Annotated in this window: 7 protein-coding genes; 5 read left to right on the plus strand and 2 right to left on the minus strand. The window is 70.8% G+C overall.

The genetic code is table 11. The features are described 5' to 3' along the window. Positions 1 to 136: 136 nt before the first annotated feature. From GCN81_RS07630 to GCN81_RS07650, 5 genes are all read left to right on the plus strand, one after another. Positions 137 to 2,782 carry a protein kinase gene (locus GCN81_RS07630; protein WP_156723001.1) on the plus strand — a complete coding sequence of 882 codons (2,646 nt, stop codon included), beginning with the start codon at positions 137 to 139 and terminating at the stop codon, positions 2,780 to 2,782. 124 nt (positions 2,783 to 2,906) lie between these two features. Beyond that, positions 2,907 to 4,247, plus strand: coding sequence for a serine/threonine-protein kinase (locus GCN81_RS07635; RefSeq protein WP_156723002.1), 1,341 nt, complete (start codon positions 2,907 to 2,909; stop codon positions 4,245 to 4,247). Beyond that, entirely contained in the window at positions 4,244 to 6,025 is a 1,782-nt protein-coding gene (locus tag GCN81_RS07640; RefSeq protein ID WP_156723004.1) for a serine/threonine-protein kinase, read from the plus strand. The genes GCN81_RS07635 and GCN81_RS07640 overlap by 4 nt, the downstream gene beginning before the upstream one ends. Positions 6,026 to 6,172: 147 nt before the next feature. After that, the gene (locus GCN81_RS07645) at positions 6,173 to 7,834 is read left to right on the plus strand and encodes a succinic semialdehyde dehydrogenase (RefSeq protein ID WP_156723006.1); all 1,662 of its coding nucleotides are present in this window, start codon (positions 6,173 to 6,175) and stop codon (positions 7,832 to 7,834) included. Positions 7,835 to 7,886: 52 nt separating this feature from the next. After that, complete coding sequence (locus GCN81_RS07650; protein WP_156723008.1) at positions 7,887 to 9,755, plus strand: GMC oxidoreductase; 1,869 nt, start codon at positions 7,887 to 7,889, stop codon at positions 9,753 to 9,755. 95 nt (positions 9,756 to 9,850) lie between these two features. On the opposite strand, the gene GCN81_RS32240 is transcribed toward GCN81_RS07650, so the two are convergent. Together GCN81_RS32240 and GCN81_RS07660 are read right to left on the minus strand one after the other, a co-directional pair. Then, positions 9,851 to 11,035 carry a hypothetical protein gene (locus tag GCN81_RS32240; protein ID WP_231626450.1) on the minus strand — a complete coding sequence of 395 codons (1,185 nt, stop codon included), beginning with the start codon at positions 11,033 to 11,035 and terminating at the stop codon, positions 9,851 to 9,853. Between the two features lie 184 nt (positions 11,036 to 11,219). After that, positions 11,220 to 13,025 carry a stealth family protein gene (locus tag GCN81_RS07660; RefSeq protein WP_156723009.1) on the minus strand — a complete coding sequence of 602 codons (1,806 nt, stop codon included), beginning with the start codon at positions 13,023 to 13,025 and terminating at the stop codon, positions 11,220 to 11,222. Positions 13,026 to 13,033: the final 8 nt, after the last annotated feature.

Genomic DNA, 13,033 nt, shown 5'->3' on the forward strand with positions numbered 1-13,033 from the left:
GAGCTCGCGGACCGTACGCAGCCGCAATGTGCCGGGAATCGACCGGACTTGACGGATTGATGGCGGTGCGGGGAGCTGGGCCTGGGATGTCAGGGCCGTGACTGGTTCTGGCTGCGCGCGCTGACGGGGAGGCGTCGTGGACGACTACGCGGGACGGGTACTTGCCGACCGCTACCGCCTGCCGCTGCCGCCGTCCGACGCGTACGAGTTCGCCGAGACCCGCGCCTTCGACACCTACAGCGGCCAGGAAGTCCTGGTCCGGCAGGTGCCGTTGCCCGAGGTCGTGGACGCGGAGGTGCTCGACGGGGACCCGGGGGACTCCGGGGTGCCTCGCGCGGCTCCGGCGCCGCGGCGGGCCTCCGGGCGTACGACGCGCAGGCCGACCGACCCCGCCGTGCGGCGCGCGATCGAGGCCGCGCAGGCCGCCGCGCAGATTCCCGATCACCCGCGCCTTGACCAGGTCTTCGATGTGTTCGCCGAGGGCGGTTCGCTGTGGATCGTGAGCGAGGTGGTGGCGGCGCGGCCGTTGGCCGCGTTGCTCGCGGAGAAGCCGCTGTCGCCGTATCGGGCGGCGGAGGTCGCTTCCGATGTGCTGACCGCGCTGCGCGCGCTGCACGCGCACGGCTGGGTACACCGGAACATCACCGTGCGTACGGTCCTGGTCTGCGACGACGGCCGGGTGATGCTCACGGGGCTGGCCGCGGGCGCGGCGGAGGAGGCGCTGTGTGGCTACGACCCGGTGCCGGAGCCGCAGTTCGACGATGCGGCCCCTCCGGAGGCGGGTCCGGGTTCGGGACTGGGGTTGGGGTCGGGGCCGGGGCGGCCGGGACTGGGTGCGGGAGTGGGTCCGCAGGCGCGGCCGCCGTCGCCCAGTCGTGTGGCGGCCGCGCCTGCGGACCAGGGCATATCCCGTACGGAGCCCGACTCCGGGGGCCGCGCGGAGCTGCCCGCGGGGGATGTACGGGCGGCCCGGGCCGGGGCGATCGCGGCGTACCGCGCCGGAGCGAAGGCGGCCGCGGCGGCGCGGCAGCCCTCGGGGCGGATCTCCGACCCGTACGGAGTCGGCGGTGGTCCGTCGAATGCCGCCACCGCGCCGGGGCAGCAGTCGGGTCAGCAGCCGGGTGACATCAGGGACTTCCGCGTAGGCCGCCTGCCGGGCGACAGCCCAGCCACGGGAGCCGGGCCCGGGTGGCACGGGGCGGTGCCGCGCGGAGCGGCGACGGCGCGCGGCGGGACGTCCGTGGAGGCGGCGGCGCCCGAGGCGGATGCCCAGCGCGAGACCGAGGAGGCCCACGAGGCCTACGGGGCCCACGAGGCCTACGAAGCCCAGGTCCAAGAGCAGGGCCAGGGTCAGGGCCGGAGCGAGGGGCAAGACACGCAGGGCTGGGACGCGTTGGTGGGGAACGGGCAGGCGCGGCGCGGCCCCGCGACGCCGTTGGCGCTGGAGCGGGCGCGGCAGGCGCGGATGACCGTCGTCGGCGCCGTCACCGAGCGGTGGGCGCCCGAGCAGGCCGGTCCCGTACACGAGAACTGGCAGCTGGCCGCGCCGGTCGGACCCGCCACCGACCTCTGGGCGCTGGGCGCGCTGCTGTTCCGGGCGTTGCAGGGCCATGCCCCGTACCCCGAGGACAGTACGTACGAACTCGTCCAGCTGGTCTGCGCGGAGCCGCCCGCCTTCGCCGAGGAGTGCGGCCCGCTGCGGCCGGTCGTGGAGTCGTTGCTGCGCCAGGACCCCACCGAGCGGCCGGACTTCGAGGAGTTGCGCGGCTGGCTGCGTTCCCTGGTCAGGTCCGCGCCGGAGCCGGAGGCCGGGACGAACGTGGTGCCGCTCCCGGCGGTCGAGGCCAGCAAGCTGCCCGTCGTACGCCGTCGTGGCGAGCTGGTCCGCAGGCGCCGAAACGGTGACGCGCACGGCCGCCACAAGAGGGGCAGGCTCAAGGAGAAGCCGGGCAAGAGGGAGAAGAGGGAGCGGCTCGACGAGCGGCCGCGAGGTCAGCGGACCCCGGGGCAGCGGGGCCCGCAGGGCCCGCGGAGTTCGCGGCGGCTGGGCCGCACCTTGCTCCTGCTGGTCCTGCTCGGAATGGCCGCGGCGATCGCGTACGCCATGCTCTTCATGCCGAAGGCGGAGTCCCAGGGCTCGGGTGACGCGCGGAACGCGGGCGCCGGGCAGCCAGGCGGGGCCACGTCGGCGCCACCGTCCGATCCGGCCCCGGAGTCCCCGGGGCAGTCAGGCGAGCCAGCCGAGACGGGCAACGCCACGGACGGAAACAGCCCCACGGACAGTGCGACGGACAGCGCGACGCCGGACCCGCAGAGCAGCGTCCCTCAGGTCGCCGACGGCTTCGTGCTCCGTAAGGACCCGGAGGGCTTCGAGGTCGCCGTGGCCAGCGGCTGGTCCCGGCAGGGCAAGAACGGCGACAGCCAGGTCAGATACACCGGTGGTGACTTCGAGCTGACGGTCGTACCGGGCCGGGACAGCACCAGCGGCGACGGCAGCGACCCGCTGCGGTACCAGCGGGAGACGGAGCGCGAGCTACAGCCCTTCCGGGACTCGACCTGGTCCACCGCGACCGGACTGCGCAAGATCAACATCGGTGACCGGGTGATGGCCGAGGGGCAGTTCACCTGGCGGGAGTCGGGCGACGACGTGTACGTACGCAACCGCGCGATGATCGTCGACGGCCGCTACCACATCGTCATGGTCAAGGGTCCGGAGTCCGAGCGCGACGAGGTGACGCGGCTCTTCGAGCAGGCGTCGGATACCTACCGTCCGACGGGATGAGCGCACGGATCGGGATGAGCGCGCGGGTCCACGGGATGAGGGCGTGGGTCCACCGGATGGGGGCGTGGGTCCACGGGATGAGGGCGCTGGCTGGACGGTACGCAGCAATGGGCATGATGAGTGCATGACCAGTCATGGCGTCCATGGCCGCCTGATCGCGGGGCGCTACCGCCTGGCGGCCCCACTCGGCCGGGGCGGGATGGGTGTTGTCTGGCGTGCGACGGACGAACTCCTCGGCCGTGAGGTGGCCGTCAAGGAACTGCACATAGAGGAGACGGTTCCGGCCGACGACGCCCGGCAGCACCGCGAGCGCACCCTGCGCGAGGCCCGCACCGTCGCCCAGGTCAGACACCCGCACGTGGTGGTCCTGCACGATGTCGTGGTCGACGACGGACATCCGTTCATCGTCATGGAGTTGATCGAGGGCGGTTCGCTGGCCGACCGGCTTGCCCGGCATGGACCGCTCACCGCCGTGGACGCGGCGGAACTGTGTCTGGCCCTGCTGGGCGCGTTACGGGAGGCGCATGCCAGCGGGGTGCTGCATCGCGACCTCAAGCCCAGCAATGTACTGCTGGAGGCGGGTACTGGCCGCGTGGTGCTCTCGGACTTCGGGATCGCGCAGGTCGCCGGATTCAGCACGCTCACCGAGAGCGGGTCGTTCGTCGGGTCGCCCGAGTACACCGCGCCGGAGCGGATCTCAGGCGGGCGGGCCGGACCCGCGTCCGACCTGTGGTCGCTCGGGGTGCTGCTGTGCACCGCGCTGAGTGGGCAGTCGCCCTTTCGCCGGGACTCGTTGGGCGCGGTGGTGCACGCCGTTCTGATGGACGACGTACGGCCGCCGCCCGAGGCGGGGCCGCTGCTGCCTGTCGTACGGGGGCTGCTTGAGCGCGACCCGGACCGCAGGATCGATACGGCGCAGGCGGAGCGGCTGCTGCGGGCGTACGTGACGACGGCGAAGGGGGTGGTGGCGGGGGCGGTGGCCGGGGCGGTGATGGCTGGACGGGGCGGGGCCCCGGCGCCGAGTCGCTCCGCCCTGTCCAGCCGCTCAGCCCCGCCCGGCGGCCGGGCCCCGGCCGCCGCCCCGGCGCGGCGGTGGTCGCCGCTCCGGTTACTCGCCCCACTCGCCCGGACGCCAGGGTGGCCGCCCGTGCGGCTGACCCGCCGTCGTACGGTCCTGATCGCCGTCCTGGTGGCCGTCGTGGCCGCCGCGGGGATCTCCGCCGTGGCCCTGCTCATCGACCGTGGCCGCGACCGGGGCGAGGACCCCGGCCCCGGCGAGCGGACCCGCAGCGCCGCACCCCCGGCCCCGTTGACGTACGCGCGGGGCGGTCCCGAAACGTACGCGCGAGGCCCCGTCGCGCAGCTGAGGAAAGAGGCGAACCGCGGCAAAAGCGGCGTCCGGGGTCACGGGTCAGTGACCGGACTGGAACTGGTGGCGCCCCGCGCGATAAAGATGGGCGCATGAGCAATGACGGGGGATCTCCCTACGGCCCCAACGAGCCCACCAGCTTCACTTTGCGGCCGCCCCAGCCGCCGGGCGGCAACCACCCGTACGCGCAGCAGCCCGCTGGTCCCCAGCCCGTTGATCCCCAGCCAGGGCACCCCGCGCCGCACGCCGTTCCCACCCAGGTGGCTCAGCAGGCGCCCGTAGCCCCTCAGCCCCCCGCTCAGTCGTCCCCCGCTCAGTCACCCGCAGCCCCGCAGGACCCCGGAGCCGGGCGTCTGATCGCGGGCCGCTACCGCCTGCTGTCCAAGCTGGGACACGGCGGCATGGGTACCGTATGGCGCGCGAAGGACGAGACGGTGGACCGCGAGGTCGCGGTCAAGGAACCCCGCATCCCGGACCACCTTCCCGAACGCGAACGCGCCACCGCGTTCGAGCGCATGCGTCGCGAGGCCCGTGCCGCCGCCAGGCTCGACCACCCGGCCGTGGTCAGCGTCCACGATGTCGCGGTCGAGGACGGCCAGCCGTGGATCGTCATGGAGTTCGTCCAGGGCCGCTCGATGGGCGCGGCCCTCCAGGAGGGCACCCTCGGCGTCCGCGAGGCCGCCCGGATCGGCCTTGAGGTGCTGAACGCGCTGGACGCCGCGCACCAGGCGGGCGTCCTGCACCGCGACGTCAAGCCCGACAACGTCATGCTCGGCCGTCACGACCGCGTCGTCCTCACCGACTTCGGTATCGCCCAGATCGCGGGCGAGACCAACCTCACGGACACCGGGTCGTTCATCGGCTCGCCCGAGTTCATCTCCCCGGAGCGGGTCCTGGGCCAGCGGCCTGGGCCCGCGAGTGACCTGTGGGCCCTGGGTGTGGTGCTGTACGCGGCCACCGAGGGCGTCTCGCCGTTCCGCCGCAGCAACCCGCCCGCGACGCTGCAGGCGGTACTCAACGCGACCCCGGCGGCCCCCGCCGCCGCGCAGGGGCCGCTGGCCGACGCGATCAACCAGCTCCTTGCCAAGGACCCCAGCCAGCGGCCGAACGCCGCGCAGGTCCGCCAGCTGCTCGAAGCGGCGGCGAACCCCCCGCAGCCCGTCCCCCAGCCCGCCACCCAGACCGTCCGCGCCCCGGGCGGCCGTGGCGACGGTGGCCGCAGCGGCATCTGGGTCGGGCGGAAGACCCTGCTGGCGGTCGGCGCGGCCGTGGTCGCGGTGGCGGTGGCCGTGGTGCTGGTCATCACCGATCCGTTCGCGTCCTCGACGTCCGAGGCCGACTCCTGGAAGGAGCGCTCGCCCAAGGGCTTCGGTGCGACGCTGGCGCTTCCCGAGCACTACCAGGAGCTGCCACGTAGCAGCTCCTCAAGTGACGAGCAGCGGGTCAACTATGCCGACCCCAGCGGGGCGATCGTGGTTGAGCTGGACGTCAACCGGAAGGCGGACGACAAGTTCGACCGGATTGCCAGCACCGCGTCCGCTCAAGCGAGCAAGGACCTGGAGGACATCAAGAGCGGCAGTACCAGCCTGATCAACGCGGTCAAGGACCCCGCCCCGGATGGTGAGTACACGCCGAACGTGCCGTTCCAGGGCGAGGAGAAGGCCGCCGAGAACCTCGTCACGTACGCGAACAGCAGGATCAGCCTCGACCCGGACAAGCCAGCCCCCCGCGAGACGCGCTTCTTCTACTACCGGAGCGACGAGGGCGACATGTACCGCGTGCGGATCGACTACCCGGGCAAGGGCGATTTCGCCGAGCGCGGCCGCGAGGTGGCGCAGTCGGTCCTCGACAAACTGGAGATCGGCAAGGAGTGAGCTAGCGCACGGCTGCTGGGGACAAGCCCCTGATCAGGGGCTTTGTGCCAGTGATCGCTGGCGCGATGTGTGCGCGTGGTGTGCGCGTGGTGAAAGCCCGTTACCGACGGGTACCCAAACGCCTGGCCTCCCCGTACGCTCACGCTCATGACGGACTCCCAGGCCCCCTCCCCGGCCCTTGGTACGAACCGGCTCGACACGAACCCGCTCGGTACGAACTCGGTCGGTACGAACCCGCTCGCGCCCGCACCCGAAGGCGCCCGCACGGCGCCCGACGTGGTCACCCCCGAGCTGATCGCCCAGCTCACCCGGGACGTCGTGGGCTCGGGCCGTACCGCCAACCACACGCCGTTCACCGGGGAGAAGCTGGCGGACCTGCCCGAGTCCACACCGGATGACGTCGACCGGGCCTTCGAACGGGCCCGGGCCGCCCAGCGGGTGTGGGCCGCGACCCCCGTACGGAAGCGGGCCGCCGTCCTGCTCCGCTTCCATGACCTGGTCCTGGCCCGTCAGGCCGAGGTGCTCGACCTCATCCAGCTGGAGACCGGCAAGGCCCGGTTGCACGCGCACGAAGAGGTCCAGGCGGTCGCCGTTGCCGCCCGCCACTACGGCCGCAAGGCGCCCGCCTATCTGCACTCGCGCGGCCACACCGGCGTCGTACCGATGCTCACTAAGGTCGTCGAGAACCGCGTTCCGCGCGGCGTCGTCGGCCAGATCGCGCCATGGAACTATCCTCTGGAGCTCTCCGTCGGCGACGCCCTGCCCGCCTTCGTCGCGGGCAACGCCGTCGTGATGAAGCCCGACACGGAGACCTGCCTGACCGCGCTGTGGGCGCGCGACCTGCTGATCGAGGCCGGACTGCCCGCCGAGGTCTTCCAGGTGGTGCTGGGGGAGGGCCCGGTGGTCGGCCCCGAACTCGTCAAGCGTGCCGACTACGTGTCCTTCACCGGCTCGACCCGCACCGGCCGGGAGGTCGCCCAGGGGGCCGCGGCCCGGCTCGTCGGCGTCTCACTCGAACTCGGCGGCAAGAACGCCATGCTGGTGCTCCAGGACGCGGACATCGAGAAGGCCGCGGCGGGCGCGGTGCGCGCGTGCTTCTCCTCCGCGGGCCAGCTGTGCATCTCCATCGAGCGGCTGTACGTCCACGAGTCGATCGCCGACACCTTCGTGGAGCGCTTCGCGGCTCGTACGAAGGCGATGCGGCTCGGCAGGTCCCTGGCCTACGGCGCCGAGATGGGGTCGCTGGTCGGCGAGCGCCAGTTGGAGACCGTACGGCGGCATGTCGACGAGGCCGTCGCGAAGGGCGCCACGCTGGTCGCGGGCGGGGTGGCCCGCCCGGATGTGGGTCCGTACTTCTATGAGCCGACGATCCTGGACGGCGTCGAGGCGCCGATGGCGGTCTGCACCGAGGAGACCTTCGGCCCGGTCGTCTCGATCTACCGCTTCACGGACGAGGACGAGGTCATCGAGCGGGCCAACGCCACCCCGTACGGGCTGAACTCGTCGGTGTGGACGAAGGACGGGCGACGCGGCCGCGCGGTGGCCGCCCGGCTGCGTACCGGCACGGTGAACGTCAACGAGGGCTACGGGCCCGCGTACGGCAGTGTGCAGTCGCCCATGGGTGGCATGAAGGACTCGGGCCTCGGCCGTCGGCACGGCTCCGAGGGCATCCTCAAGTACACCGAGGCGCAGACTGTGGCGCACCAGCGGGTGATGCCGCTGGCGCCGTCGTTCGGCATGGACGACGAGCAGTACGCGCGGCTGATGACCCGGAGCCTGCGTGCGATGAAGGCGCTACGCCTGCGCTGACGGACCGTGCTCAGCTCAACCCGCTGACCTGCACTTTTCTCGGGAGGTACCGGTGTCACAGGACGAGTCTGCCCAAAACACGGGCTATGACTACGAGGGCGACGGCTACGAGGGCTACGACTACGACGTGATCGTGGTCGGCTCCGGCTTCGGCGGCGCGGTGTCCGCACTCCGGTTGACGGAGAAGGGCTACCGGGTCGGCGTCCTGGAGGCCGGGCGGCGCTTCACGCGTGACTCGCTGCCGCGCAACTCCTGGGACCTGAAGAACTTCCTGTGGGCCCCGGCGCTGGGCCTGTTCGGCATCCAGCGCATCCATCTGCTGGGCAACGTCATGGTGTTGGCGGGCGCGGGGGTCGGCGGTGGCTCCCTCAACTACGCCAACACCCTCTACGTACCGCCCGCGGCGTTCTTCAACGACCCGCAGTGGAAGGACATCACGGACTGGCAGGACGAGCTGAAGCCGTACTACGACCAGGCACAGCGGATGTTGGGCGTCCGCCTGAACCCGACCGTGACCGCGTCGGACGTCCATCTGAAGGCGGTCGCCCAGGCGATGGGCGTCGGCGACACCTTCCATATGGCCCCGGTCGGGGTGTTCTTCGGTGACGGTGCGGACGCCGACGCCGACGCCGACGCCACGGGGGAGGCTACGAAGGTGGGTCCTGGTACCGAGGTCCCCGACCCGTACTTCGGCGGGGCGGGTCCGGCCCGCAGGGCCTGCACCGAGTGCGGCGAGTGTATGACCGGCTGCCGCCACGGCGCCAAGAACACCCTGAACGAGAACTACCTGTACCTCGCACAACGAGCGGGCGCGATCGTCCACGCCATGACGCCGGTCGTCGCCGTCACCGAGGACTCCCGGGGCGGCTTCGCGGTGGCGACCCTCCCGACCGACAACAAGCGCAAGGGCAAAGGCCGTACGTACAAGGCGCGGCGGGTCGTGATCGCCGCGGGCACCTACGGCACCCAGACGCTCCTGCACCGTATGAAGGACGCGGGTCTGCTGCCGCGCCTGTCCGCCCGGCTCGGCGACCTGACCCGTACCAACTCTGAGGGACTGGTGGGCGCGCAGACAACTGACCGCCGCTACCGCAAGAAGCACGGCGGCGCGAGCGCCAAGAGCGGTGCGAAGGTCGACTTCACGCGCGGAGTGGCGATCACGTCCTCCGTCCACCCGAACGCCAACACCCATATCGAGCCGGTGCGTTACGGCAAGGGCTCGAACTCCATGGGTGGTCTGACGATCCTCCAGGTGCCCTACGGCCCGCACCGGGTCCTGGGCTGGCTGGGCAACTGCGCCCGCCACCCCGTGCTCACGCTCAGGTCGCTGTCCAACCGCCGTTGGTCGGAGCGGTCCATGATCGGCCTGGTGATGCAGTCGCTGGACAACTCCCTGACCACGTACCGCAAGCCGAAGGGGCTGGGCAAGGGGCTGCTGACGGCCCGCCAGGGTCACGGCGCGCCCAACCCGACGCAGATCCGCGAGGCGACCCAGGCGGCGAGCCTGCTCGCCGAGGAGATCAACGGCTTCCCCGGCTCCAACATCGGTGAGCTGATGGGCACTCCGCTCACCGCGCACTTCCTGGGCGGCTGTCCGATCGGCGACTCGGCCGACACCGGGGTGATCGACGCGTACCACCGGCTGTACGGCCACCCGGGCATCTCGGTGGTCGACGGCGCGGCGGTGACGGCCAACCTGGGCGTCAACCCCTCCCTGACGATCACCGCACAGGCCGAACGCGCGATGTCCCTGTGGCCCAACAAGGGCGAGCAGGACCCGCGTCCGGCCCAGGGCACGGGGTACGTTCGGCTCGCACCGGTGGCACCGAAGGCACCGGCCGTCCCGGCGGACGCTTTCGGGGCGCTGCGGCTGCCGTTCCTGGGGATGCCGACGGTCCCGCCGAAGAAGCCGAAGAGGTAGCCACACACAAGAGGACCTGCGCCCCCCTCCGAGCGCAGGTCCTCTTGTGCTACTTCAGCGGCGGTCCGCTAAGACTGTGCCTTTAAGGCTGTGCCTTACGCGACGGCGCCCGAGTCCTCGCCACGACGACGCTTCACGGCGAACATGACACCGGCACCGGCGACGATGGTGATACCGCCGATGAGACCGATGGTCGGCAGCATCGAGCTGGAACCGGTCTCGGCGAGCTCACCGGTCGCCTTGGGGGCGTTGTTCGTGTCGGGCTTCTTGTCCGGGACCGGCACGGTGCCACCGGTCTGCGGCTTGGTGCCGTCCGTGTCCGTACCTGAGGCGACGATCTGGAACTTGTACGCGGTCTCGCCCCAGCCCTCGCACCGGGCGTCGGAGTCGCTGTACGCGCTGCCGCCGAGGGAGAAGCCCGCGCCAACCGGGGCGCTGGCCTTGACGTTCAGGCGCATCGCGATGTCGACGTAGTGGTTCGGCTTGAGCTGGTCGGTGAAGCCGACGACGTCGACGGCGTAGCCGTACTCGGCGCCGAGCGTCTCCCAGGCGTTCGAGTCGTTGTTGTAGGCCTGGACCTGGACCTGGTTGTTCTTGAAGATGTCGACGCCGTCCTTGTCGGCGGATGCGCCGGCGACGTAGACGAGGTCCGTCAGGGTGGCGTCCGAGTTGTTGGCCACCGTCAGGTTGAACTTGTGCCAGCCGCTACCCGCAGCGATCTTGCCGGGCAGACCCTTGATGTCGAGGTCGACCTTGGTGTCGGTGCACTCCTCGAGGAGGTCCTCGTCCCAGTCCTCGTCCTCGTCCTCGTCGGAGTCCGAGTCCTCGTCCTTGTCGGAGTCCTTGTCCTTGTCGGAATCCGAGTCCTCGTCCTCGCCCTTGTCCTCGCCCTCGGCGTCCTCGGAGTTCTCGTCGTCCGACTCCTCGCCCTCGGTGGAGTCCTCGTCCTCGGTGGTCTCCTCCTCGGAGCCCTCGCCCTCGGCCGTCTCCTCCTCGGTGGACCCGTCCTTGGAGCCCTCGCCCTCGGTGGAGTCCTCGTCCTCGGTGGTCTCCTCCTCGGAGCCCTCGCCCTCGGTGGACTCCTCGGACCCGGCGCCCTCCTCGGTCTCCGTCTCGGTCTCGTTCGAGCCCTCGGAGCCGGTGCCTCCGGTCGTCTCTTCGGTCGACTCGGAGGTGGCGGGCTTGGTGTCATCGGCGTAGGCCATCGGGGCGGCCAGCAGAGCGGCAGGGGCGATAACAGCGGTCGCGGCGGCAACCGCCACGGCACGGCGAAGCTTCATCAAGACCTCAGAATTCCGGTGTGCTGCGATATCGCAGCGCAAAAGTTTGTAGAGGCCGCTGCCGCGTTGTGGGGACGCAGGCGTGGCCGTTGTTACGCATGCATGACCCGTGACCCCTGTGAATGGTTGCCCTGAACTTCACAGAAAGTTTATGTGAGGTGGATCACTGTCGCCCCGCGCGCGTCTACGCCGAGCGCTCGAACGAGCTGGGATAGGGGAAGTAGCTCTCCATGAACTCCTGGGCCTGTTCGTCGACGCGCTGGCGGTCCTCCGCCGGCAGGTCGACGTCGTTGAGGCAGAAGAAGTCGAAGCGCCGGGTCCGCAGCAGTTCCGCCAGCCGCTGCTCCATGTCGTCCTTGCCGAGGTGGACATAGCGGAAGTGGTATGTGCCGGGGACCGCGCGGCCTGTCAGGTAGGCGTAGTGGTGGTGCAGGGAGGACGCCATGGCGATGTCGGTGGGCGCGCGGAACCGGGACCGGCTGGTGCGGTCGACCTCGTCGGCGTACCGCTCCTCGATCTCTTGCATCACCGAGCGGACCTGGGGGTGCGGGGTGTGCATGAACTTGTTGGTGATGAAGCGGCTGTGTGAGTCCAGTATGAGGCGTCGCACGTTCTTGCCCGCAGAGCTCGGCGCGGGTTCGTCGGGGTGTGGGTCGCCGGTGCCGAACTGGGAGGGTGAGAAGGGGAGCCGGGCGATGCCGTTGCCGTGGAAGAAGTGCTCAGCTGTCACGGGTCGGCCGAGGAAGACGTCGTCGTTGAAGTACAGGTAGTGCTCTGACAGGCCCGGTATGCGGTGCAGTTGGGAGCCGATCGCATGGGAGTTGAAGACCGGCAGGGCCGACGGGTCCGCGAAGATCTCCTTGTGGTCGACCACGGTGATTCCGGCGGCGTCCGGGTCGAGCCACGACGGCGTTTGCCCGTCGGTGACGATGTAGACGTGCCGGATGAACTCCCCATACATCTGGAGGGAGCGCAGCGAGTACTTCAGCTCATCCCGGCTGACGTAGCGGGAGGCTCCGGTTTCCCTTGCGGAGGCGGTGGGGGCGAGACCGGTGCGGTACGAGTCACGCTTCGCGGTGAGCTCCGCGTCGTTGCCGTCGACCCAGGTGTAGACGACGTCCACGGGGAAATCGACGGTGTCGACACGGGGGGCCAGGAAATCGGGGAACGAGGGCAGCGTCCGCTCTCGCACCGTGAGAGTCGCCGGAGTCCGTGCCGGGGCGGGCAGCACCTCGGCCACGGCGTTGCGGCGTGGCGCGACCAGCGCGTCGGTCATGACCTCCGCGGGATTCTGGCGCAGCAGCAGCTTGATCCGCTCGGTGGCCTTCTCCGGCGCGAGATCCAGCAGCTTCTCGCCGTCGCGCCAGAACTCGACATCGCAGCCGAACTCCAGATCCGCGAGGACCTGTCCCGCCGGTCCCAGCAGGATCTCCCCGAGCCTGACCGTGTGCGATCGCTTGATCTCGGTCGGCAGGGAGCCGTCCGCGTACAGCGTGCCTTCGGCGGGCAGTCCCTCGGGGCTGGGCTTAGCTATGTAGAGGGGCGAGCCGCCGTAAAGCTCCCGCAGGGATACCAGGAAACGCTTGCGGTCGTCGAAGCGCACACCCAGTACGTGCTGCGAGTGGGAGAGCCCGGGGACGACGAAGTAGTCGATTCCGGCGGCCTCAAGGGCGCTGACGACAAGGCCGAGATTGTGGGCGGACGCCGCACTGGCGGTGAAGGTGTCGACGACCCGGCCGTAGTAGGCCGTACCGTCCACCGTGAACTCGCGCAGTGCGCTGTCCGATTCGAGCATCGCCCGCCGACGCTTGGCGATCTGCTCGGCACGCTTCTGGGCTGCCGCTTCGGCCTCGGCTTCCCGTTGCCGAGCCGCCGCTGCGTCTTCGGCCTCGCGCAGCTTCGCCTCGGCCTCCTGCCGCTCCGCCTCCCGGCGCTCCCTGACGGCAGTCGGAAGCAGACGCTCCCCGTGGATCTTCAAACGCGCCCGCATGTCCTACT

The organism is Streptomyces apocyni (assembly GCF_009739465.1).
GTDB lineage: Bacteria > Actinomycetota > Actinomycetes > Streptomycetales > Streptomycetaceae > Streptomyces > Streptomyces apocyni.

What these genes read in the sequence shown, in the direction of transcription:
- GCN81_RS07645 (WP_156723006.1), top strand. Translation starts at nt 6,173, where the DNA reads ATGACGGACTCCCAGGCCCCCTCCCCGGCCCTTGGTACGAACCGGCTC.
- GCN81_RS07635 (WP_156723002.1), top strand. Translation starts at nt 2,907, where the DNA reads ATGACCAGTCATGGCGTCCATGGCCGCCTGATCGCGGGGCGCTACCGC.
- GCN81_RS07660 (WP_156723009.1), bottom strand. Translation starts at nt 13,025, where the DNA reads ATGCGGGCGCGTTTGAAGATCCACGGGGAGCGTCTGCTTCCGACTGCC.
- GCN81_RS32240 (WP_231626450.1), bottom strand. Translation starts at nt 11,035, where the DNA reads ATGAAGCTTCGCCGTGCCGTGGCGGTTGCCGCCGCGACCGCTGTTATC.
- GCN81_RS07640 (WP_156723004.1), top strand. Translation starts at nt 4,244, where the DNA reads ATGAGCAATGACGGGGGATCTCCCTACGGCCCCAACGAGCCCACCAGC.